This window comes from Haloferax sp. Atlit-109R (assembly GCF_003665865.1).
In the GTDB taxonomy this organism is placed as follows: Archaea; Halobacteriota; Halobacteria; order Halobacteriales; family Haloferacaceae; genus Haloferax; species Haloferax volcanii.
Window position 1 is genome coordinate 367,280 of the sequence record NZ_QPLO01000001.1, and the last position, 22,337, is coordinate 389,616.

The following is a 22,337-nucleotide window of genomic DNA, read 5'->3' on the forward strand; positions in this document are numbered from 1 at the left end:
CGATTCGCCCGCGGTCACATCGACTCGGGCGCTTCCACGCCCACGATAGCGAGCGCGTTCGCCACCGCGTTCCGCGAGGCTTCGACGAGCGCGAGTCGGGCCGCGCCGACCTCCTCGTCGGCGTCGAGCACGGGACACTCGCGGTAGAAGGTGTTGAACACCTCTGCGAGTTCGCGGGCGAACGTCGCCACGGTGTGGGGTTCGAGGTCGTCGGCCGCGGTTTCGACGACCGCGGGGAACCGCGCGATGGTCGCCAGCAGGTCGCGCTCGGCGTCGGTCGTCAGCACGGCGGGGTCGGCCTCGCTCGCGTCGAGACCGGCGGCGGCCGCCTCGTCTGCGATGCCGCAACAGCGCGCGTGGACGTACTGGATGTACGGCGCGGACTGGGCCTCGAAGTTGAGCGCCTGGTCCCACTCGAAGGTGATGGTCTTCGTGGGCTGTTTGGAAACGATGTCGTAGCGGACCGCGCCGATGCCGACCTGCCGGGCGATGCGGTCGATGTCGGCCTCGTCGAGGTCGTCGTCGCGGGTGCGGCCTTCGAGGCGGGTCTCGACCTCGTCGCGGGCGCGGTCGATGGCCTCGTCGAGGAGGTCGTCGAGCATGACGCCCGTCCCCTTGCGGGTGGACATCGTCTCGCCGCCGGGGAGGTTGACCCACGAGTAGATGACGTTCTCCAGTTTGTCCACGTCGTTGCCGAGGATGTCGAGCGCGGCGCGGAGCTGGCCGGACTGGAGCTTGTGGTCCTCGCCGAGGACGGTCACGGCGCGGTCGTAGTTGTCGAACTTCCACTCGTGGTGGGCGAGGTCGCGCGTCGTGTACAGCGAGGTGTCGTCCGACCGGAGGAACACGAGGTTCTTCTCGAAGCCGTAATCGTCGAGTTCGAGCTGCCACGCGTCCTCCTCGTAGACGGCGTGGTCGGTCTCCTTGAGGCGCTCCGCGAGGTCGCGGGTGCTCCCGTCGAACATGAACCGCGTCTCCTTGACGAACTCGTCGAACTCCGCGGGGAGGCGTTCGAGGCACTCGCGCATGCCGCCGAGCACCTGGTCGACCACGGTCTCGACGCGGGCGTACGTCTCCTCGTCGCCCTCCTCGATGCCCTGGAGGATTTCGGTGATTTCGGCTTCGGCCCGTTCGACCTCCTCGGGGTCGGCCTCTTCGAGGAAGGCGTTGCCCTTGCGGTAGTAGCGGACGAGGTCGTACTCGACGCGCTCGCGGGCGGGTTCGCTTTCGAGGTCGTCCTCGTCGAACGTCTCGTAGGCCCACGTGAAGACGGCCATCTGGCGGCCGGCGTCGTTCACGTAGTAGTGGCGGTCGACGTCGTTGCCGGCGAAGTCGAGCAGGTTGGCGACGGCGTCGCCGATGACCGGGTTGCGGGTGCGGCCGACGTGGACCGGTCCGGTCGGGTTCGCGCTCGTGTGCTCGACGACGACGCTGTCGCCGGTCGCGGGGAGGCGACCGTACTCCTCGTCGGTCGCGGCGGATTCGAGGGTGTCGTCGTAGTAGGCGTCCGAAACGTGGAAGTTGACGTACGGCCCCTGCGTGTCGACCGCGGCGAGGTAGTCGTAGCCCTCGACGGAGAGTTCCTCGGCGATGTCGGCGGCGATTTTCGGCGGCGGCGCGCCGACGACCCCGGCGAGTCGGAAGGCGACGCTGGAGGCGAGCGTCGCGGGTACGTCCTCCGGCGGCTCCTCGACCCCGAGGTCGTCGGTGGGCAGGTCGAGCGACGAAAGCGCCGCAGAGAGCGCCGTCTCGACCTCCTCACGGAACTGTCTGAACATGTACGCGGATTCTCGATAGGCGGCTAAAGGCCTTTCCGAACCGTCCGGGCGACCGCGCCCCGCGCCGACCGGGGACGTTCGTTCCCCTCGGTTTTCGGGGGGGTCTTAGCGCAACCCGCGCGGATACCTTACTAGTAAGGTAGTAGTGGTATATCGCCCGGGGACGACGTTCAAACCACGGGGCGGCGACCCGCCGCTCTCACCACCCACCCATGAGTCAATGCAACCACTGCGATGCGTTCGTGTCGAACAACTTCGTCCGCGTCTTCGGTGACGAGGACGGCAACGTCTACGCGTGTCCCAGTTGCTCGGCGAACGCGGGTATCTCACAGGTCAGCTCCGAGCGGCGGGCGTCGTCGCTCTGAGGACGCCGTTCGGTCGTCGACCCGACGGATTCGGACGAATTCACGGATTCGGACGCGCGGAACCGCACCCGCGGTATCACTCCCTCGCTTCCCCACAGCGCCCCGTGTCGTACCCCACCGTTCCACGCGCCTCGGACCCGTTCGACGTCGCCCCAACTCGGCCCGACGTGCCCCGATTCGGTCCCGGTCCATCGCCCCCGGCCGCGGACCGCCACCCCGGCCGTGAGCCGCGCCCCACCGATTCCAACGGCTGACGCCCACTCGTCGAATCACGCGGTGCGGCCGCGCTTCGCCGGACCCATCCCTTCTCACCGCGGTAGACTGACCGACGGACTTACCCGTTCCCGATTGGAACTGTCGCGTATCTACGGCGGTTCCACCCCGCCGGTTCTCTCCCCGCCACTTGTCTCATTTTTGGAATGCATTCCACTTACGATACGCTTATGGGGCGCGCGTTCGAAGCCGGGAGTATGTCAGAATCGGCAGTCGCCGCGGCGGTCGGGTACGACGAGTTGGCCACGCTCAAGCTCGTCGCGCTCGACGGCGGGCGCTCCGGCCCGGTCAAGCTCTCCTGTTCCGGCGTCGCGAATCGACTCGACGTGTCGAACCAGACGGCCTCTCGCCGGCTTCAACGCCTCGAAGAGGCCGACTTCATCGACCGCGAGGTCGTCTCCGACGGCCAGTGGATAACCATCACCGACGCGGGCGAGTCCGCGCTCAGACAGGAGTACGCCGACTACCGACGCATCTTCGAGACGCCCTCCGTGGTCGTCCTCGAGGGCGAAGTCACCGGCGGGATGGGCGAGGGTCGCCACTACATCTCGCTTTCGGGCTACATGAAGCAGTTCAAAGACCGACTCGGCTACGAGCCGTTCCCCGGCACGCTGAACGTCCGCCTCGACGACGACGCGGTCCGCGCCCGCGCCGGGATGACCGCCCTCGACGCGGTTCCCATCGACGGCTGGGAGGACGACGAGCGCACCTTCGGCCCGGCGACGTGCTACGCCGCCTCCGTCGCGGTCGGCGGCGACTCCTACGAGCCGGTCCACATCATCGTCCCCGAGCGGACCCACCACGACGAGTCGCAACTGGAGATAATCGCGCCCGACAAGCTCCGCGACGAACTCGACCTCGACGACGGCGACGCGGTCACGGTCCGCGTCGAGGAGGCGGAGTACGAATGAGCCGAACCGCCGAGTCGACCGGCGACTTCGACGCCGTCTCGCGCGTCCTCGACGCCTTCCGCGCCGGCGAGCCGGTGCTCGTCCACGACTTCGACGACCGCGAGGGCGAGACCGACCTCGTCTACCCCGCGGGCGCGGTCGGTTCCGCCGACGTGGCCCGGATGCGCAACGACGCCGGCGGCCTCGTCTGCGTCGCCCTTCCGAACGACGTGTCGGAGTCTCTCGGTCTCCCGTTCATGGACGACGTGCTCGACCATCCGGCCGCGTCGTCTCACGACCTCGCGTACGACTCGCGGTCGTCGTTTTCCTTCACGGTGAACCACCGCGACTCGTTTACGGGCATCACCGACCGCGACCGCGCGATGACCATCTCTCGACTCGCGCCCGTCGCCGAGGCCGCCCGCGCCGGCGAGTACGACGCCGACGACTTCGGCGGCGAGTTCCGCGCGCCCGGACACGTCCACCTGCTCCGCGGAGCGCCGAACCTGCTTTCTGACCGGCAGGGCCACACCGAACTCGGCCTCGCGATGGCCGACGAGGCGGGTATCCCGCCGGCGGTCGTCGTCTGCGAGATGCTCGACGACGAGACCGGCGCGGCCCTCTCGAAGGACGCCGCCCGCGACTACGCCGACCGACACGGCTTCGCCTTCGTCGACGGCGACGGCCTCATCGACGAACTCGTCTGAGCGACCGAGGGGTCGCCCGGATTCACCTTCTCACGCGCGCCCGTCGCGCCACGACCACGTCGGCTCCCACCCGAGCAGTCGCTTCGCCTTCTCGGTCGAGACGAGCGCCTCGTGGCCCGAAAGCGGCGCTCTCACCTCTGCGCCGGGGTAGACCTCCCGGGCGACTGTCGCTGACTCGACGGTCGTCGAGGTGTCGGCGGCCGCGGCCCAGAACACCTCGTGGCCCGCGAAGTCGGATTCGAGCGCCCGGCGGACGAGCCGCGCGGCGTCCTCTCTGCCGAGGTACGAAAAGAGCGTGTTGCGCGCGGTGTGGAAGTGCCCGGCGTCCCGAAGTCCCGACAGCGAGCGGTCGGCCTCGGCGAACGTTTGTCTCGCCTCCTCCTCGCTCGGCATCCACGGAAATCGGAGGCTGGCGACCGTCTCCGGGGCGTCGTCGCGGCGGACGAACCCCGCGGCGGTCTGCTCGGCGACGTACTTCCCGAGGCCGTAGGGGTTCGAGGGCGTCGCGCGGTGGGTCTCGTCCACCGGGAGGAAGTCGATGCGGGCGGGGTCGGGTTCGAAGCTCCCGCCGATGGCGCTCATGCTGGAGGCGACGACCACGCGGTCGATGCCGAGCGCGGCGGCGACTTCGAGGACGACGTAGGTCGATTGGACGTTGCTCTCGAAGACGCGGTGGCCGGGGTCGTTCGTCGGCGTCGAGATGGTTCCGAGGTGGACGACCGCGTCGGCGTCGACGTCGCTGAGCGCCGCGGTGAGGTCGCCCGGGTCGAGCGCGCTCACGCGGTAGTCGTGGTCCGCGAGCGACGACTCGCTGTGTCGCGAGAGGTTCGTGACGGTGTAGCCGCTCGCGCGGAGGTGGGCGACGACGGTCGGCCCGAGGTTCCCGGTGCCGCCCGTGACGGCGACGGATTCGAGGCTCATACCTCGTCATGGCGGCCCGCGGACAAAACCGCCGGGGGCGTGGTAGTCGGGTCGTCATGATTTTAGAGGGGGCCGCCGAAGGCCACTACATGGGATTTGACGAGATGGATGTCTCGACGATCTGGCAGAGTGGAGAGTACAAGGACTGGGAGGACGCGACGGTGCACGTCCTCACCCACGGTCTCCACTACGGGACGGGCGTCTTCGAGGGGGTTCGCGCCTACGACACCGACCGCGGCCCGGCCATCTTCCGCTGGGAGGAGCACCTCGAACGGCTCTATCAGTCCGCGAAGCCTTACGACATGGAGATTCCCTACACGCGCGAGGAACTCACCGAGGCGACGCTGGAAGTCATCCGGCGCAACGACCTCGACGGCGGCTACATCCGCCCCATCGCCTTCTACGGCTACGACTCGCTCGGCGTCAGCCCCAAGGACAACCCGACCGATGTCGCCATCGCGGCGTGGCCGTGGGGCACCTACCTCGGCGAGGAAGCGCTCGAAAACGGCGTCGACGTGATGGTCTCGTCGTGGCGCAAGCACGCCTCCAGCCAGATTCCGACGAACGCGAAGACGACCGGGCTGTACGTGAACTCCATGCTCGCGGGCGAGGAAGCCCGCCGCAACGGCTACGTCGAAGCTATCGTCCTGAACAAGGAGGGCAACGTCGCCGAGGGTCCCGGCGAGAACATCTTCATGGTCCGCGACGGGAAGCTCTACACCCCCGGTCTCTCCCAGAGCATCCTCGACGGCATCACCCGGGATACCGTCATCACCCTCGCCCGCGAGCGCGGCTACGAGGTCGACGACAGCGCGACCATCAGCCGCGGCGAACTCAACACGGCCGACGAGCTGTTCTTCACCGGCAGCGCCGCCGAAGTGACCCCCATCCGCAAGGTCGACAACGTCGTCATCGGCGAGGGCACCCGCGGCCCGGTCACGGAGGAACTCCAGTCCGCCTTCTTCGACCTCGTGGAGCGCCGCACCGACGACCACGAAGAGTGGTTCACCTACGTCGACGAGCAGTAATCGGAGACGTCCGGAACACGAGCGGTCTTTTTGTTGCCGTCCCGCCGCGAGCCGATAGCGACGACCGCCGGTGGGGGCGCTTCCCTTACTCGTCGGCGGCGACCTGTCCGTCGCCGGACTCCTCGGTCACTTCGATATCGAACTCGTCGACGTGGTCCTGCTCGGCGAATCCGGCCGAGAGGACGCGCGTGAGGGCCTCTTCGACCTTCTCGCCGGTTTCTTCGATATCCTCGGGGTCGACTTCCATCACGAACCCGGTGGTGATGTTCGGCGCGGTCGGCATGAAGATGACTTCCCGGCCGTCTTTGGTCGTCTTGCCCGTCTTGAACGCGGTCATGCGGATGCCCGGCCACGTTTCGAGACGGACCGGCTTCTGGAGGTCTTCGGTGCCGGTGAGCGCGGTTTCGACCGCGAGCTTAGAAGCGTTGTAGACGACGCGAACGAGCGGGACCTTGTTCATGGCGGCGTCGAGGCCGGATTCGAGCAGGCGACCGACCGTCGTCCGCATCAGGTAGCCGACCGAGAGAATCAACAGCAGGAAGATGACGATGGCGACGAAGAAGCCGAACACCTCCGAGAGGTAGGCGTACTGGTCGGGGAATTCGAGGAGCGTTGCGACGTACGGTATCCTGACGATGGCGTTGTAGAAGAGTGCGAGGATGTACAGGATGACGATGAGCGGAACGAGGACCACGAGACCGCTGGCAAAATCGCGTCTCCACGAGGACATTGATATGGGGTACGTGAACCCGCGGGCATAAGGGGATTTCTAGTGTGGGACGAGAGACACGCGCCGCGTTTCGTCGGTCGCCGCTCGCTCAGACGCCGACGACGGCGCGGAGTGCGAACAGGGCGTTTTCCTTGCGCTCGCGGACCCGCCGGTAGAAGTAGGAGACCCACTTGTCGCCGTAGGGCGCGTACTGCCACACCTCGACGCCGTCGGCGGCGAGTTCGCGCTGGGCGTCCTCGCGCACGCCCATGAGCATCTGCACCTCGTAGTCGCGGTCGTACTCCGCGCCGAGGTCCCGGGCGTAGTCAATCATCTCGGGGTCGTGACTCCCGACGGCGATGCCGCCGTCGTACTCCCGAAACAGGTACGCGAGGAGTTCCTTGTACGCCTCGTTCACCGCCGATTTCTGCTTGTGGGCGACCGCGGCCGGTTCGTCGTACGCGCCCTTGACGAGGCGGATCTTCCCCGGCACGTCGGCGAGGCGTTCGAGGTCGTCGGGCGTGCGCTTGAGGTTCGCCTGCACGCACAGTCCCATCCCGCCGTCGAACTCGCGGGCGAGCTCCTCGAAGGCGTCGAGGGTCACGTCGGTCGTCTCGTGGTCCTCCATGTCGCACCACAGGAAGACGCCGTGTTCGTCGGCCGCCTCGGCGATGCGCCGGTAGTTCTCCTCGAACACGTGGTCGCCCGCGTCGAGGCCGATTTGCGAGGGCTTGACCGACACGCAGGCGTCGATGCCGGTCGAGGCGATGTCCTCGACGAGGTCGACGTAGGCCGCCGCGTCCTCGTCCGCGGGGGCGCGCTCGGCGTAGTGCTCCCCGAGGAGGTTGAGGATGACCGCCACGCCGTCGTCGTTCATCCGTCGGGCGTGGTCGAGCGCTCCCGCCGCGGACTCTCCCGCGACGAACCTGCTCGCGATGGGCGGAATCATAATAAACGATTGCAACCGTCAGCTATTGAGGGTTATCATCGATTCGGACGCGAAATCGAACGACACCGTCGCCTCCCCCGGCGACGAACCGTCGGAACTTACAGTCCTCGCCGCCGACGGGTCGGTATGGTCGTCTCTCTCGTCGCCACCGCCTTCTGGGCGATGCTGCCCGCGTACGTGCCGAACAACGCCGCCGTCCTCGCGGGCGGCGGCCGCCCCATCGACGGCGGCCGAACGTGGGGCGGTCGGCGCGTCCTCGGGGACGGCAAGACGTGGCGCGGCACCGCCGCCGGGACGCTGGCCGGGACGCTCCTCGCCGTCGTCCTCAACGCCGCCGCGCCCGCGGCCTCGGGCGCGCTCGGCGTCTCGCTCCCGACGTTCCCGCTCGCCGCCGGGTGCGGACTCGCGCTCGGCGCGATGCTCGGTGACATCGGCGCGTCGTTCATCAAGCGTCGCTCGGGTCGCGAGCGCGGGGCCGCCTTCCCCGGCCTCGACCAACTCGACTTCGTCGTCGGCGCGCTCGCCCTCGCGTTCGTCGCCGCGCCCGGCTGGTTCGCGGCGACGTTCTCCCTGCCCGTGCTCGCGGTCGTGCTCGTGATGACGCCCGTGCTCCACGTCGTCACCAACGTCGGCGCGTACTTGCTGGGACTGAAAAACGAGCCGTGGTAATCCACGCGGTTACCGCTCACCCGAACCGTCCCGCTTAAGCGCCTCCCTGAACCCTCTCGAAACAAGATGGCGAACGCAGCACTCATCGAGGCGCTCCGAGCCGCCGACGCGGTCCAGTTCGGCGAGTTCGAGCTCTCCCACGGCGGCACGTCGAGCTACTACGTGGACAAGTACCTCTTCGAGACCGACCCCCGGTGTCTGAAGCTCATCGCCGAAGCGTTCGCAGAGCGCGTCGCGGACGACGACAAACTGGCCGGCGTCGCGCTCGGCGCGGTCCCGCTCGTGGCCGCCACCGCGGTCGAGACGAACAAGCCGTACGTCATCGCCCGCAAGAAGGCAAAGGAGTACGGGACGGCAAAGCGCATCGAGGGCGCGCTCGACGAGGGCGAGGAAGTCGTCGTCCTCGAAGACATCGCGACGACCGGCCAGAGCGCCGTCGACGCCGTGGAGGCGCTCCGCGAGGCCGGCGCGGTCGTCGACCGCGTCGTCGTCGTCGTGGACCGACAGGAGGGCGCGGCGGACCTGCTGGCCGACCACGACATCGCACTGGAGTCGCTTCTCACCGCCGAGGACCTGCTGGCCGACGCCGACGGCTAATACACGCTTGTGACTAATTCACTCGGAATCGGTAATCGAAGTATTCATTTTTGTGCAAGTACGAAGCCGGAGGCATGAACAGAGCAGAGAAGGCCGCACTCCAGTTGCAGGCTGTCTCCGTGCTCCGGATGCTCAAAGAGACCCGGACGTACGACGAGCTGGCCGAACTCACGGGACTGCCGGCCGGCGACCTCAACCGCTACGTCAACGGGCACGTCCTGCCCGGAGTCGAACGCGCCCGCGAGGTCGTCGAGGGCGTCGGCCGCGACGCGCTCGCAGACGAACTCGAAGCCCGCGTCAGATTCGACGACGAGGGCTACGTCGACAACTCCGGCGTCGTCTTCGACCAGTCGTTCCTCGACCTCGTCGCGCCCGTCGCGGCGAACGCGCTGGACCTCGAACGCCCCGACGTGATTTTGACCGCGGCGACCGACGGTATCACCCTCGGCGCGGCGATGGCGAGCTACTTCGGCGCGCGCCTCGCGTACGCGAAGAAGTCGAAAGAGACCGCCGTCGAGGACTTCATCGAATCCCGTCAGCGCCTCGCGTCCGGCATCGAACTCACCTACTACCTCCCCGCCAGCGCCATCGACGACGGCGAGCGCGTCCTCGTCGTGGACGACCTCATCCGCTCGGGCGAGACCCAGGAACTCCTCTTGGACATCGCCTTGCAGGCCGACGCCGACATCGCCGGCGTCTTCGCGCTCATCGCCGTCGGCGACGAGGGGACGAACCGCGCCCGCGAACTCACCGACGCGCCCGTCGGCGCGCTGAGCAGTTTCGACTGACGGCTCAGGGACCCGCCGAAAAACTGTTCTGAACTGCTCAGTTCAATCACAGGTGACGTAGAAATAGGCACTTCTGTGCCGTTCGTTCACGTCGAATGGGTCGTTTAACCCACGTTCGTGGATGTATCCGCCCGTCAGGATGGTAATGCTTATGTGTGGAATCCGGGGTATGCTTAGTCGTGCATCATGGGGCTCTCTGAAACCCTCGCAAACTACTTCGACGTGCATAAACACGGGTCCACGGTCAGGACCGAGATTCTCGCGGGCATCACGACGTTCCTCACGATGTCGTACATCGTCGTCGTCAACCCGTCGCTTCTCACAGACCAACCGTACATCGAGGGCGTCGACGGCATCGCAATCGCCGGCTACACGCCGGGCGAGGTCCAGTCGATGCTCGCCGTCGTCACCATCATCGCGGCCGCCATCGCGACCACGATTATGGCGTTCTACGCCAACCGACCCTTCGCGCAAGCGCCGGGGCTTGGCCTGAACGCCTTCTTCGCGTTCACCGTCGTCGGGGCGCTGGGCGTCCCGTGGCAGACGGCGCTCGCGGCCGTCTTCGTCGAGGGGCTCATCTTCATCGCGCTCACCGCCGTCGGCGCGCGGGAAGCCATCATCAAGGTGTTCCCCGAACCGGTCAAGATGGCCGTGGGCACCGGTATCGGGCTGTTCTTAGCGATTATCGGGTTGCAGGCGATGGGCATCGTCGTCAACGACAACTCGACGCTCGTCACGATGGGGAACCTCGCGTCGAACCCCATCGCCATCGTCTCCATCGTCGGCCTGTTCTTCACGTTCGCCCTCTACGCGGCGAACGTCCCCGGCTCTATCATCATCGGCATCGTCGGCACGTCGCTTCTCGGCTGGGGCCTCACCGCCTCGGGCGTCGTCTCGGCCGAGGCCGGCCTCGTCGCCAACTCCTCGGCGGCCACCTACGACATCACGCCGCTGGCCGGCGCGTTCATCTCCGGCTTCGGCAACGTCGAAGCGTTCAGCTTCGCCCTCATCGTCATCACGTTCTTCTTCGTCGACTTCTTCGACACCGCCGGCACGCTCGTCGGCGTCGGGCAGGCCGGGGGCTTCCTCAACGACGACGGTGACCTCCCCGACATCGACAAGCCCCTCATGGCCGACGCGGTCGGCACCACCGCGGGCGCGATGCTCGGCACCTCGACGGTCACGACCTACATCGAGTCCGCCACCGGCGTCGAAGAGGGCGGCCGAACGGGCCTCACCGCGCTCGTCGTCGCCCTCCTGTTCCTCGGCTCGCTCGCCATCGTCCCGCTCGCGACGGCTATCCCGCAGTACGCCTCCCACATCGCGCTCGTCGTCATCGGCGTCGTCATGCTCCGCAACGTCGTCGACATCGAGTGGGACGACCTGACGTTCACCATCCCCGCCGGCATGACCATCCTCGTCATGCCCTTCACGTACTCCATCGCGTACGGCATCGCGGCGGGCATCGTCTCGTACCCGCTCGTGAAGGTCGCCGCCGGCGAGTACGACGACGTCAGCGCCGGCCAGTGGGCGCTCGCGGTCGCGTTCGTCCTCTACTTCGTCGTCCGCACCTCGGGGATGCTCCAGGCGCAGGTCTGACCGCGCCGACGACTCTCTCGTCGCGCTGATTTTCTCACGACCTAATCGGATTCATAAAGTATTGAACAACCCCGGTGCTAACCCACTCCGTATGAATATTCCCAACGAACGGCTCGCCCTCCGCGGAGCCGTGTTCCTCCTCATTATCGGCCTTCTCGCTCCTTCGGCCGTCTCTGCCGTGACGTACGACCCCGGGCAGCAGACGAGCCTCCAACCGGGAACCGTCACCAGCCCCGCCAACGGGTCGACGATTGTGAGCGTCCAAGGCTACACTTTCCAGGGCAACACGAACCCGAAGAAACCCGCTCGGGTCGTCTCGGTCGGTGAACGCGGGAGCCTCCAGTGGACGTATGACGACTCGGTCAACGGGAACGCGTGGTTCTTCGACGTCGACCCGCTCCCGAACGGGAACCTGCTCGTCTCGTCGCCGCGCGGGACCGACACCGTCGTCTTCGAACTCGACCCGGACACCCGCGAACGCGTCTGGGAACAGCGCTTCGACATGGAGGACACCCACGACGTTGACGCCTTCGGCGAGGACGAACTCCTCATCGCCAACATGCGCGAGTGGAACGACTCCGCCGGCGTCAGCGAGGACCGCATCGTGGTGTACAACCGGACGACCGACGAAATAACGTGGGAGTGGTACTTCAAGAACCACTTCCCAGCCGACACCGACGGCGGCTACAACGCCGACTGGAGCCACGTCAACGACGTGGACTACATCGGCGACGGTCGGCTCCTGTTGTCGCCGCGAAACTTCGACCAGGCAATCGTCGTCGACATGGAGTCGAAAGACATCGTCGAGCGCCTCGGCACCGACGACGACTACGACGTACTCAACGAACAGCACAATCCCGACTGGCTGGTCAGCGAGAACGGCACCCCGACCATGCTCGTCGCCGACAGCGGGAACAACCGCGTCGTCGAGTACGCGAAAGAAGACGGCGAGTGGGTCCGGACGTGGTCCGTCGGAAAGAACACGCTCAACTGGCCGCGCGACGCCGACCGCCTCCCCAACGGCAACACGCTCATCGTCGACACGCTCAACCACCGAGTGATAGAGGTCACGCCAACCGGCGAGGTCGTCTGGGAGTACTACGCGACGTGGGGGCCGTACGACGCCGAGCGCGTCGCCCACGGCGACGAGTCCTCGGGGCCGACGATTCGGGACCTGAACGCCAGCGGTTCGTACCCCATCACCGGGAGCGCGAACATCACCGCGGGCGGAGACGGGAGCGTCGGCTTCGTCTCGCGGGTTCAGTCGACGTTCGCCGGGACGCCGCTCGAAGAGCCGATGAGCGGGCTTTCGACGCGACTGTCGCACGTCCTGCCGTGGCTCCGCCCGGTGTGGATGACGCCGTGGGACCTGTTTTGGGCGGCGTGCGCGGTCGGCGTCGGGCTCACCGCGACCGCCGGCGAACTGTATCTGATGCGTCAGCGACTACTCGACGCGGTCCGCGGGCTGTTCGGGAGATAACGCTGACCCCGCGGCCGACCCCGCGGCGCGCCTTTCGGGGTCGTGTGGTTCGATTGCAGAAGACCATGGCACTCATTAGCCGCGGCTCCATACCCCAGGCTGATGTCCGACCTCATCCTCTACGAACTGCAAGGCTGTCCGTACTGCGCGAAGGTGAAGGACAAACTCGCCGACCTCGACCTCGAATACGAGTCGCGGATGGTCCCCAGCGCTCACGCCGAGCGCGAGGAAGTCGAAGAGGTAAGCGGCCAGACCGGCGTCCCCGTCCTCGTCGACGAGGAACACGGCGTCGAGGGGATGCCCGAGAGCGACGATATCGTCGACTACCTCGAAGAGACCTACGGCTCGGCGGCGTAAGCGCGACCGTCACTGATTTTTCCGCCGGCAGTACAGCTCGCCGCGCACCCCGCGACGATTAGCTCTCGGCGGGGTCGCGGGTCCGCTCGCGAATCAGGTCGCGAATCTCGTCGGGGTCGTCGATGGCGGCGAGTTCCTCACAGCTGACGATGCCGGTGCCGTCGACCGACTCGCGCTTCTGCTGTTCCTCGACGAAGTAGACGGAGCGCGTCCGCGTGATTTCGCCGAGCGACGACATGATTTGGGCGCGCTTCTCGGCACTTCGAGTGAACGGCGAGTGTCCGGTGAGGACGTTCGTCTCCTTTTTCCGCCCGGCGTCTTCGCTGACGGCCTTGAACGGCGCGCGGGCGGTCGGATGGACGGTGAAGCCGGCGCGCGTCAGCACCGACAGGACGTGTTCGTCGTCGGGGTCCACGTCGGGGTCGTCGGGCGTCGGCTCGGCGTCGCGCACGTCCTCCGCGCCCGTGAGCACGTCGACCGGGTTCGAGAAGGGGCGGTCGAACAGCTCTTCGAGGTGAATCGCCACTTCGATGCTCGCGTTCATGCCGTTTTCGTACTTCGAGACGGTGCGCCGCGAGACGCCGAGTTCGGTCGCGAGCTGCCCGAGGCTCCATCCGCGCTCCTGCCGCTCTTCGGCGAGCACGTCGCCGTCGAGGCTCACGTACAGTCCGCCGGGGGCGGCGTAGATGAGCGGGGGAACCTCCTCGACGAACAGGTCCATGGCGGTGTCGGGGTTCAACACCGGCACGCCGTGGCGGAAGTAGACGACGCCGGGTTTGAGGTCCTCGTCTCGGGTTCGAAGCCCGACGACCAACGGCGTGGCGTCGAGATACGAGCCGAGGCGTCGCATCTCCGAGCCGGTGACGCCGTCGAACGCGTCGATGTTCCCCAGTATCTTGAGGAGCAACAGGTCCTCGCCCCTCCGAGCGGCGAGGTCGAAGCTCTTCGGCCGGATGGCGATGCGGTCGCTCACGACGAAGCCCGCGTCTTGGAGCATCGCGGCGACATTACCAACCAGCGCTGACCGGGACATAGGGGGCAATAAGCGATTCGGCCCATAAAGCGTTTTCCCCGATACCGCCGCCCTCGCCGTGGTATCTCCCTTCTCGATGCCGCATTTATATAGCCGTAATCGACCCGAAAGGCGTTACTGCGCCGTCCGGCAATCTCCGCGTATGACCGTCATCGGCCTCGACGACACCGACTCCCGCACCCTCGGGATGTGTACGACCTATCTGGCGACGCTCGTCGCCGAGGCCGTCGAGGCGCGCGGCGGGACCGTCGAGCGGCGACTCCTCGTCCGGCTGAACCCGGCGGTCGAGCACAAGACCCGCGGGAACGCGGCGCTGGCGATTCACACCGACCTCCCCGCGGGCGCGGCGTTCGACCTCGCCCGCGAGGAACTCGACCGCTGGGCCGTCCTCGACGACGACCGGACCAGCCCGGGTGTCGTCGTCGCGCCGGGGTCTCCCGACACGGTTTCGACCGCCGTCGCCGACTTCGCCCGCGACGCCGTCCGCGACTTCCACGACCTCGACGACGCGGTCGCCCTCGCGGAGCGTTCCGGCTTCTTGACCGAGGGGTGGCACGGCGGCCGGGGCCGCATCGGCGCGCTCGCGGCCGTCGGCGCGTGGGCCGCCTTCGACGAGTGGACCTACGAACACATCTCTTACCGCGAGTTTCACCGCTGCGGGACGCCCCGCGAGGTCGACGTCGACTCCGTCTTCGACGCCGCCGACGCGGCGTATCCCGACGCGTGGGACACTGTGGACCGCGAGGAGGGCGAAGCCGTCTGCGTGCCGAACGCGCCGGGACCGATTCTCCACGGCATCCGCGGCGACGACGCCGACACCGTCCGGGAGGTCGCCGCCGCCATCGACTCGGAACCCGTCGACCGCTCGGCGACGTTTCGCACGAATCAGGGGACCGACGCCCACCTCCGGGACGGCGTCGTCTCGGACCTCCGCGACGGCCGCGCCTACCGCGTCGCCGGCACCGTCGCCTCCGACCCGGAGACCCGACCGGGTGGCCACGTCTTTTTCGACCTCGAAGCCGGCGACGCGGTGGTCGCTGTCGCCGCCTTCGAACCGACGAAGCGCTTCCGAAACCGGGTGCGGGCGCTCCGCGTCGGCGACGCGGTCACCGCCTGCGGCGAGGTCGGAGACGGCACGCTCAAACTGGAGAAGTTCGCGGTCCGCGACCTCGTGCGGACGGAACCCGCGACGCCCGTCTGCCCCGACTGCGGGCGGACGATGAAAAGCGCGGGACGGAATCAGGGCTACCGGTGCCGCGACTGCGGGACCGACGCACCCGGCAAAGTCGAGCGGGCGGTCGACCGCGACCTCGAACCCGGCTGGTACGAGGTGCCGCCGTGCGCCCGCCGACACATCGCTAAGCCGCTCGTTCGCGGCGGCTTCGACGCGGCGACGCACCCGGAGCGCTGAGGTCGCGGCTCGCGTGTTCGGCGCTCAGTCCTGAACCACCAGCACGTTCGTGTTCTCGCGGCGGTCGACGAACGACTCCCCGGCGGGCGGTTTCACGTCCACGATGAGCGTTCCGTCCTCGCGGTTCGCGCCGAGTTCGGCGTCAACGTTGACAGTCGCAGACCCGCCGTCATCGCTTTTCGCCGTCGCCACGCCGTCGATTTCGGCGGTCCCCGATTTCACGATGACTGTCGCGCCCTCCACGGGGTTCCCCTCGTGGTCGACGACGGTGAAGTCCAGCGCCTGTTCGCCGGGGCCGACCACGTCCGGCGTCGGCTTCACGTCGAGTTCCGAGGTGGCGAGCCCCTGCACCCCGGAGAGCATGTTGAGCATGACGCTCATGCTGGCGACGCCGACGACGAGAGCGACGACGAGACGAACTGGCAGTCCTTCGATAGCGCGCGTGTCTGACCGGAACATATCGAGCATGGACCGTCTGGCCGCGGGTTCGTATATAAATCCTCGTCCGGGGGTTCAAGTCGCATCGCGCGGCCAGTCCGTGCCATGCACACCATCGGCCGCAAGTCGGACGAGGAAGGCCCGGCCTGTCGACTCGGATGCTACCGCGCCCGCGACGGGAGCGACGGCGCGACCGTCGGCCTCGACGTGAACCGTCCGCACGCGGCCGTCGTCGTCGGCAAGCGCGGCAGCGGGAAGTCCCACACGCTCGGCGTCATGGCCGAAGGACTGGCACGCGCTGCGGGCGTCGCGCCGGTCGTCATCGACCCGATGGGCGTCTTCTGTGGCCTCACCGAGTCGCCGATAGACGCGACGGTTCACGACTCGCCGCGCGTCCGCGCCGACGCGCTCCCGCCGAGCGCGTGGCCGGAGCTGCTCGGTCTCGACCCGACCGCGCCCGCGGGGTCGCTCGTCTGGCGACTCGCGGCCGAGGAAGACTCGTTGGTGGCGATGCGCGGGGCGGTCGACGACGACGACGCCGCCCCCGAGACGCGCAGAGCCGCGGCGAACCACCTCGCGTTGGCCGACTCGTGGGACGTGTTTCACCCCGAGGGACTCGACCCGCGGTCGCTCTGCGGCTCCTCACCCGACGTGCTCGACCTCTCGGGACTGGAGGCGACCCCCGCGAGCGCCGTGGTTCGCGTCGTCGCCCGCGGCCTCTACGACGCCCGCGTCGCGGGCTCGGTCCCCCGAATCCCGTGGCTGCTTCTCGACGAGGCCCACGCGTTCGCCGGCGGGCTCGCAGACCCCGCGCTTCGAACCCTTCTCACGCGCGGGCGAGCCCCCGGCGTCGGCGTCGTCCTCGCGACCCAGCGCCCCTCGGCGCTCCCCGAGGTCGCGGTCTCGCAGGCCGACCTCCGGGTCGTCCACCGACTCACCGCCGGCCCCGACGTGTCGGCGATGGCCGCCGCCGACCCGACGTACTTCGACGAGTCGCTCCGCGCTCGGCTCCCGCGGGAACGCGGCTGTGCGCTCGTCGTCGACGACACCACGGAGACCGTCCACGACGTTCGGGTTCGCCCCCGTGAGACGCCCGACGGCGGCGCGACGCCGCGGGCGGTCTCCGCGCCTGGCAGTTCCGAAACCATAGAGTAGCCTCCCCGGAGTACTGCCGTATGGACCGCTCGGAACTGGCGTTGGTCGCCCTCGGCGGGTTCGCCGGCGCGACGCTTCGCTACGCCGTCTCCGTCGCGATTCCCGGCGCGGGCGGCACGCTCGCGGTGAACGTCCTCGGGAGCTTCGCCCTCGGGACGTTCATCACGTCGGTCTCCTCCCGCCGGGCGCAGCTGTTCTTCGGAACCGGGCTGCTCTCGTCGTTCACGACGTACAGCACGTTCGCCGTCCAGACCGCGTCGCTGTCGCCGGTGGGCGGCGCGCTCAACGTCGGCGCGAACTACGCGCTCGGCTTCGCCGCCGCCGCGCTCGGCCTCGCGTTCGGGGGGCGGCGGTGACTCCCTCGCTGCTCTCGGCCGTCCTCGTCGGCGTCGGCGGGATGGGTGGCGCAGTCGCCCGGCACACCGTCGACCAGCGAGTCGTCGGCAAGTGGAGCACCGTCACCGTCAACGTCCTCGGGAGCGTCGCGCTGGGATTCATCGTCACTGCGTCCGTCGGCGACGCGGCCGCGACGCTCGCCGGAACCGGCTTCTGCGGGGCCTTCACGACCTTTTCGTCGTTTGCGGTCGGCGTCGCGGAACTCGCAGAGGCGGGCGATTACGACACGGCCGCTCGGTACGCCTTCGGGACGTTGGTGGCGGCGTTGGTCGGCGTGGCGATTGGTGGGGCGATGGGCGGGTTGGTTGGCTGACTGCGGAGCGCGGCGGTAGGTGGGTAATTCGTCGAAACGTACGCCCGAGGCGGGAGTTCACCGAACAGCGTGAGGTGAACTCAGGAACTCCCGTGAGTGAACGACGTGAACGAACGGGTGTGACGGGATTTGAACCTCAGTCGCTCTGCTCGCTATCGCTCGCTTCGCTCCTTGGTTCAAATCCTATCTGCCAACGTTCACAAATGTCACTCGCTGTCGCTTGGCGACGAGACGCCTCGCTGGAGGAGTTGAAATCAGAGAAGCGCCCGAGGCGGGATTTGAACCGTGCCGACGTCGCTCGTTTCTCTCGCTCGTCGTCGGGTTCAATCCCTTTTGGGGTATTCACGAGAATTACGGCCGCGCCGAGACGAGACTCGGCGCTCAGCGAGTAATTCATCGAAAAGTACGCCCGAGGCGGGATTTGAACCCGCGTCACGACCGTGACAGGGTCGTATGATGGGCCACTACACCACCCGGGCTTACTGAAGTGAGTTTGCGGTACGGAGAGCGCCCGAGGCGGGATTTGAACCCGCGTCACGACCGTGACAGGGTCGTATGATGGGCCACTACACCACCCGGGCCCTCCGTCTGCACTCATCCGTAGCCGAGGTTTATAGATAAGACTTACCATCTGGGCTGCCCTTGGCCCGCGGTACCGCGATTCTCGCCCCGAAGACATTTATATCGTGACACCCCATGCCAACGTGTGACGATTCGCGCATCTCCGGTGCGTGACTGCCGATAGCGTCGCCTTTCTTCGACGCAGTTGGCAAGGGTTAAATGGGTGCGTCCCAAAATCAGCCGTAGTATCCCGTGACAGCTTCTTCCAGCACCCAGCAGCACCATACATGGTAGACGTAAGCCAACACAAACTGGTTCCGGAACACACGAAACTCGACGACGAGGCCGTCGAGGACGTGTTACAGGAGTACAACGTCGAGAAGACGAATCTCCCGAAGATCAAGCTGAAGGACCCGGCGCTCCCCGAGGACGCAGAGCCCGGCGACGTCATCAAGATCGTTCGGAACTCTCGAACGACAGACAAAGCAGTCGTATACCGACTGGTGATTGAATGAACCGACAAGCGCGACGCGAGGTCTCTCGCAAGTACTTCTCCGAAGAACGGCTCGCTGAACACCACTTCCGCTCGTTTAACGCGTTCCTCGAACGCGGCATGATGGACGTCGTCGAAGAGAAGGCGACCATCGAAACGGACATCGGCGACAAGGAGGGCGAGGAACCCGTCTACGTCGAGCTCGGTGGCGTCCGCGTGGAGACGCCCCGCGTCCGCGAGGCCGACGGCTCCGAGGAACTGCTCTTCCCGCAGGAAGCGCGCCTGCGCAACATCACCTACTCCGCCCCCGTGTTCATGGAGATGTCCATCGTCCGCGGCGGCGAGGAAGAAGAGGAGGTCGTCGTCGACACCGCCGAGACGAAGGTCGGCCGGATGCCCATCATGGTCGGCTCCTCGAAGTGCAACATCGCGGAGCTCTCCGACGAGGACCTCGTCGAAATCGGCGAGGACCCCGTCGACCCCGGCGGCTACTTCATCGTCAACGGCTCCGAGCGCGTGCTCATGACCTCGGAGGACCTGGCGCCGAACAAGATTCTCGCCGAGTACGACACGAAGTACGGCGACGAGATTCAGGTCGCGAAGACGTTCAGCCAGCGCCGCGGCTACCGCGCGCTCGTGCTCTGTGAACGCAACCGCGAGGGGCTCCTCGAAGTCTCGTTCCCCTCGGTTTCGGGGAGCGTCAACTTCGTCACGCTCGTCCGCGCGCTCGGTCTCGAATCGGACGAGGAAATCGTCCACCGCGTCTCCGACGACCCGGAGATTGTGAAGTTCATGCTCGAGAACCTTGAGGAGGCCGAGGTGCAGACCCAAGAGCAGGCCATCGAGGCGCTCGGCAAGCGCGTCGCCGGCGGGCAGGGCAAGAACTACCAGCTTAAGCGCGCCAACTACGTCATCGACCGCTACCTGCTTCCGCACCTCCACGAGGAGGGCGCGGAAGAAGAGGAAGTGCGCATGAACAAGGCGTACTACCTCTGTCGCATGGCCGAGGCGTGTTTCGAACTCGCGCTCCAGCGCCGCGACTCCGACGACAAGGACCACTACGCCAACAAGCGCCTGAAGGTCTCCGGCGACCTCATGAAGGACCTCTTCCGGACGGCGCTCAACAAGCTGGCGCGCGACGTGAAGTACCAGCTCGAACGCGCTAACATGCGAAACCGGAACCTGACGGTCAACACCGTCGTCCGGTCCGACGTGCTCACCGAGCGGCTCGAACACCCCATCGCGACGGGCAACTGGGTCGGCGGCCGCTCCGGCGTCTCCCAGCTCGTCGACCGTACCGACTACATGGGTGTGCTGTCGCACCTTCGCCGCCTTCGCAGTCCGCTGTCGCGGTCGCAGCCGCACTTCGAGGCGCGCGACCTGCACGCGACCCAGTGGGGTCGCATCTGTCCCTCCGAGACCCCCGAGGGACCGAACTGCGGGCTGGTGAAGAACTTCGCGCAGGCGATGGAGCTCTCCCAGAACGTCGAAGACGAACAGTCGCTGAAACGAGAACTCGCGTCGATGGGTGTCGAGGGTATCCCCGGCATCGACAGCGTCGACGCCGCACCCGCGGACGACTAACATGGCTCAGGCACAGCGAGAAGCGAAAGTATACGTCAACGGTAGTCTCGTCGGGACCCACCCGGACCCCAACCAACTCGCGGCACAGATTCGAGAGGCGCGCCGCCGCGGCGACGTGAGCCAGATGGTGAACGTCTCCGTCAAAGAGCGCACCCGCGAAGTCATCATCAACGCCGACGCGGGCCGCGCCCGCCGTCCGCTCATCGTCGTCGAAGACGGCGAGCCGCTCCTCGACGACGACCACGTCGAGGCGCTCGACAACGACGAACTCGACTTCGACGACCTCGTCGAGCGCGGGCTCGTCGAGTTCATCGACGCCGAGGAGGAAGAAGACATCTACGTCGCGGTCGACGAGGACGAACTCAACGAGGACCACACGCACCTCGAAATCGACCCGCAGCTCATCTTCGGCATCGGTGCCGGGATGATTCCGTACCCGGAGCACAACGCCTCGCCCCGTATTACGATGGGGGCAGGGATGATGAAGCAGTCGCTGGGGCTGCCCGCGGCGAACTACCGCATCCGCCCGGACACCCGCCAGCACCTCATGCACTACCCGCAGCTCTCGATGGTCAAAACGCAGACCACGGAGCAAATCGGGTTCGACGAGCGACCCGCGGCCCAGAACTTCGTCGTGGCCGTCATGTCCTACGAGGGCTTCAACATCGAGGACGCGCTCGTCATGAACAAGGGCTCGGTCGAACGTGCCCTCGCCCGCTCGCACTTCTTCCGCACCTACGAGGGCGAAGAGCGCCGCTACCCCGGCGGTCAGGAAGACCGCTTCGAGATTCCGTCGCAGGACGTGCGCGGCGCGCGCGGCGAAGACGCGTACTCGCACCTCGACGAGGACGGCCTCGTCAACCCCGAGACGGTCGTCGACGAGAACTCCGTGCTGCTCGGCAAGACCTCGCCGCCGCGGTTCCTCGAAGAACCCGACGACATGGCGGGACTCTCGCCGCAGAAGCGCCGCGAGACCTCCGTCACGATGCGCTCGGGCGAATCCGGCGTCGTGGACACGGTCACGCTCATGGAGGGCGAAGACGGCTCGAAGCTCGCCAAGGTGTCCGTCCGCGACCAGCGCGTTCCGGAACTCGGCGACAAGTTCGCGTCCCGGCACGGACAGAAGGGCGTCGTGGGCCACCTGGCTCCCCAGGAGGACATGCCCTTCACCGCCGACGGCGTCGTGCCCGACCTCGTGCTCAACCCGCACGCCCTGCCGTCGCGCATGACGGTCGGCCACGTGCTGGAGATGCTCGGCGGGAAGGTCGGTGCGCTCGAAGGTCGCCGCGTCGACGGCACCGCCTTCCAGGGCGAAAACGAAGAGGAACTCCGCTCGGCGCTCGAAGAGCGCGGCTTCATGTCCTCCGGCAAGGAGGTCATGTACTCCGGCGTCACCGGCGAGAAGATCGAGGCCGAAATCTTCGTCGGCATCATCTTCTACCACAAGCTGTACCACATGGTGAGCAACAAGCTGCACGCCCGCTCGCGCGGTCCCGTGCAGGTGCTCACCCGCCAGCCGACGGAGGGTCGCGCCCGCGAGGGTGGCCTCCGTCTCGGGGAGATGGAGCGCGACACCGTCATCGGCCACGGGGCCGCGATGGTGCTCCAGGAGCGCCTGCTCGACTCCTCCGACAAGGAGAAGGTCTACATCTCCGCCGACACCGGCATGGTCGCCGTCGAGGACCGCGACCAGCGCCGCATCTACGACCCGGTCACCGGCGACGAGGACAACATCCACGAAATCGAGATCAGCTACGCGTTCAAGCTGCTTCTCGACGAGATGGTCGCGCTCGGCGTCCGCCCGCGAATCGAACTGAAGGACGCGGTCTAACCACTCATGTCA

The 22,337-nt window shown here is 67.2% G+C and carries 23 protein-coding genes and 2 tRNA genes; 17 read left to right on the forward strand and 8 right to left on the reverse strand.

Annotation, left to right across the window (positions count from 1 at the left end; genetic code table 11):
* Positions 1 to 14: 14 nt before the first annotated feature.
* A complete protein-coding gene (gene argS / locus DVK03_RS01925; protein WP_115802105.1) occupies positions 15 to 1,778 on the reverse strand; it encodes an arginine--tRNA ligase in 1,764 nt (587 codons plus the stop codon).
* 212 nt (positions 1,779 to 1,990) lie between these two features.
* On the opposite strand from argS, the gene DVK03_RS19935 reads away from it, so the two are divergent.
* The 3 genes from DVK03_RS19935 (at position 1,991) to ribB (ending at position 4,013) form a co-directional block, all read left to right on the forward strand.
* Entirely contained in the window at positions 1,991 to 2,143 is a 153-nt protein-coding gene (locus DVK03_RS19935; protein WP_008577007.1) for a hypothetical protein, read from the forward strand.
* A gap of 443 nt (positions 2,144 to 2,586) precedes the next feature.
* Positions 2,587 to 3,327, forward strand: a complete 741-nt coding sequence (locus tag DVK03_RS01930) for a DUF120 domain-containing protein (RefSeq protein ID WP_004065371.1) — start codon at positions 2,587 to 2,589, stop codon at positions 3,325 to 3,327.
* Positions 3,324 to 4,013: a 3,4-dihydroxy-2-butanone-4-phosphate synthase gene (gene ribB, locus DVK03_RS01935; protein ID WP_042663446.1), complete on the forward strand. Its 690-nt coding sequence runs from the start codon at positions 3,324 to 3,326 to the stop codon at positions 4,011 to 4,013. Before DVK03_RS01930 ends, ribB begins: the two co-directional genes overlap by 4 nt.
* A 30-nt stretch (positions 4,014 to 4,043) precedes the next feature.
* Here the strand turns inward: ribB and DVK03_RS01940 are convergent, their stop codons facing one another.
* Entirely contained in the window at positions 4,044 to 4,934 is an 891-nt protein-coding gene (locus DVK03_RS01940; RefSeq protein WP_115802106.1) for an NAD(P)-dependent oxidoreductase, read from the reverse strand.
* A gap of 89 nt (positions 4,935 to 5,023) precedes the next feature.
* Between DVK03_RS01940 and DVK03_RS01945 the strand changes: the two genes are divergently transcribed.
* Positions 5,024 to 5,962, forward strand: a complete 939-nt coding sequence (locus tag DVK03_RS01945) for a branched-chain amino acid transaminase (protein ID WP_115802107.1) — start codon at positions 5,024 to 5,026, stop codon at positions 5,960 to 5,962.
* 85 nt (positions 5,963 to 6,047) lie between these two features.
* On the opposite strand, the gene DVK03_RS01950 is transcribed toward DVK03_RS01945, so the two are convergent.
* Both DVK03_RS01950 and DVK03_RS01955 read right to left on the reverse strand, forming a co-directional pair.
* Positions 6,048 to 6,692, reverse strand: a complete 645-nt coding sequence (locus tag DVK03_RS01950) for a DUF502 domain-containing protein (RefSeq protein WP_115802108.1) — start codon at positions 6,690 to 6,692, stop codon at positions 6,048 to 6,050.
* A gap of 88 nt (positions 6,693 to 6,780) precedes the next feature.
* Positions 6,781 to 7,620, reverse strand: a complete 840-nt coding sequence (locus tag DVK03_RS01955) for a proline dehydrogenase family protein (RefSeq protein ID WP_004065353.1) — start codon at positions 7,618 to 7,620, stop codon at positions 6,781 to 6,783.
* 126 nt (positions 7,621 to 7,746) lie between these two features.
* Between DVK03_RS01955 and DVK03_RS01960 the strand changes: the two genes are divergently transcribed.
* The 6 genes from DVK03_RS01960 to DVK03_RS01985 all read left to right on the forward strand — a co-directional run bounded on the left by DVK03_RS01960 (position 7,747) and on the right by DVK03_RS01985 (position 13,110).
* Positions 7,747 to 8,289 (forward strand): CDP-2,3-bis-(O-geranylgeranyl)-sn-glycerol synthase, encoded by a 543-nt coding sequence (locus tag DVK03_RS01960; protein ID WP_115802109.1) that lies wholly within the window; start codon positions 7,747 to 7,749, stop codon positions 8,287 to 8,289.
* Between the two features lie 66 nt (positions 8,290 to 8,355).
* Positions 8,356 to 8,886 (forward strand): orotate phosphoribosyltransferase, encoded by a 531-nt coding sequence (gene pyrE / locus DVK03_RS01965; RefSeq protein ID WP_115802110.1) that lies wholly within the window; start codon positions 8,356 to 8,358, stop codon positions 8,884 to 8,886.
* 74 nt (positions 8,887 to 8,960) lie between these two features.
* The gene (locus DVK03_RS01970) at positions 8,961 to 9,674 is read left to right on the forward strand and encodes a phosphoribosyltransferase family protein (RefSeq protein WP_004044587.1); all 714 of its coding nucleotides are present in this window, start codon (positions 8,961 to 8,963) and stop codon (positions 9,672 to 9,674) included.
* A gap of 186 nt (positions 9,675 to 9,860) precedes the next feature.
* Positions 9,861 to 11,273: an NCS2 family permease gene (locus DVK03_RS01975; RefSeq protein WP_004065350.1), complete on the forward strand. Its 1,413-nt coding sequence runs from the start codon at positions 9,861 to 9,863 to the stop codon at positions 11,271 to 11,273.
* A 91-nt stretch (positions 11,274 to 11,364) separates the two neighbouring features.
* Positions 11,365 to 12,753, forward strand: a complete 1,389-nt coding sequence (locus DVK03_RS01980) for an aryl-sulfate sulfotransferase (protein WP_004065348.1) — start codon at positions 11,365 to 11,367, stop codon at positions 12,751 to 12,753.
* A 102-nt stretch (positions 12,754 to 12,855) separates the two neighbouring features.
* Entirely contained in the window at positions 12,856 to 13,110 is a 255-nt protein-coding gene (locus DVK03_RS01985; RefSeq protein ID WP_004065346.1) for a glutathione S-transferase N-terminal domain-containing protein, read from the forward strand.
* A 58-nt stretch (positions 13,111 to 13,168) separates the two neighbouring features.
* On the opposite strand, the gene DVK03_RS01990 is transcribed toward DVK03_RS01985, so the two are convergent.
* Positions 13,169 to 14,143 (reverse strand): transcriptional regulator, encoded by a 975-nt coding sequence (locus DVK03_RS01990; RefSeq protein WP_004044583.1) that lies wholly within the window; start codon positions 14,141 to 14,143, stop codon positions 13,169 to 13,171.
* 142 nt (positions 14,144 to 14,285) lie between these two features.
* On the opposite strand from DVK03_RS01990, the gene DVK03_RS01995 reads away from it, so the two are divergent.
* Positions 14,286 to 15,554, forward strand: a complete 1,269-nt coding sequence (locus DVK03_RS01995) for a tRNA(Ile)(2)-agmatinylcytidine synthase (protein ID WP_115802111.1) — start codon at positions 14,286 to 14,288, stop codon at positions 15,552 to 15,554.
* A gap of 24 nt (positions 15,555 to 15,578) precedes the next feature.
* Here DVK03_RS01995 and DVK03_RS02000 read toward each other — a convergent pair whose 3' ends face one another.
* Positions 15,579 to 16,022 carry a hypothetical protein gene (locus DVK03_RS02000; protein WP_004065344.1) on the reverse strand — a complete coding sequence of 148 codons (444 nt, stop codon included), beginning with the start codon at positions 16,020 to 16,022 and terminating at the stop codon, positions 15,579 to 15,581.
* 75 nt (positions 16,023 to 16,097) lie between these two features.
* Between DVK03_RS02000 and DVK03_RS02005 the strand changes: the two genes are divergently transcribed.
* The 3 genes from DVK03_RS02005 to DVK03_RS02015 are packed head-to-tail and all read left to right on the forward strand — an operon-like array spanning position 16,098 to position 17,856.
* Positions 16,098 to 17,147 (forward strand): ATP-binding protein, encoded by a 1,050-nt coding sequence (locus DVK03_RS02005; protein ID WP_004065343.1) that lies wholly within the window; start codon positions 16,098 to 16,100, stop codon positions 17,145 to 17,147.
* Between the two features lie 20 nt (positions 17,148 to 17,167).
* On the forward strand, positions 17,168 to 17,503 hold the full coding sequence (locus tag DVK03_RS02010; RefSeq protein WP_004065342.1) for a CrcB family protein: 336 nt from the start codon (positions 17,168 to 17,170) through the stop codon (positions 17,501 to 17,503).
* Entirely contained in the window at positions 17,500 to 17,856 is a 357-nt protein-coding gene (locus tag DVK03_RS02015; RefSeq protein ID WP_004044578.1) for a CrcB family protein, read from the forward strand. The genes DVK03_RS02010 and DVK03_RS02015 overlap by 4 nt, the downstream gene beginning before the upstream one ends.
* A gap of 406 nt (positions 17,857 to 18,262) precedes the next feature.
* Here DVK03_RS02015 and DVK03_RS02020 read toward each other — a convergent pair.
* Positions 18,263 to 18,335 (reverse strand) — tRNA-Asp (locus DVK03_RS02020).
* A 29-nt stretch (positions 18,336 to 18,364) separates the two neighbouring features.
* A tRNA-Asp gene (locus tag DVK03_RS02025) sits at positions 18,365 to 18,437 on the reverse strand.
* A gap of 267 nt (positions 18,438 to 18,704) precedes the next feature.
* Between DVK03_RS02025 and DVK03_RS02030 the strand changes: the two genes are divergently transcribed.
* From DVK03_RS02030 to rpoB, 3 genes are read left to right on the forward strand one after another with little or no spacing between them, the layout of a single operon-like run.
* Positions 18,705 to 18,932, forward strand: a complete 228-nt coding sequence (locus tag DVK03_RS02030) for a DNA-directed RNA polymerase subunit H (RefSeq protein ID WP_004044577.1) — start codon at positions 18,705 to 18,707, stop codon at positions 18,930 to 18,932.
* Complete coding sequence (locus DVK03_RS02035) at positions 18,929 to 20,494, forward strand: DNA-directed RNA polymerase subunit B'' (protein ID WP_004044576.1); 1,566 nt, start codon at positions 18,929 to 18,931, stop codon at positions 20,492 to 20,494. The genes DVK03_RS02030 and DVK03_RS02035 overlap by 4 nt, the downstream gene beginning before the upstream one ends.
* 1 nt (position 20,495) lies before the next feature.
* The gene (gene rpoB / locus DVK03_RS02040) at positions 20,496 to 22,325 is read left to right on the forward strand and encodes a DNA-directed RNA polymerase subunit B (protein WP_004044575.1); all 1,830 of its coding nucleotides are present in this window, start codon (positions 20,496 to 20,498) and stop codon (positions 22,323 to 22,325) included.
* Positions 22,326 to 22,337 lie beyond the last annotated feature (12 nt).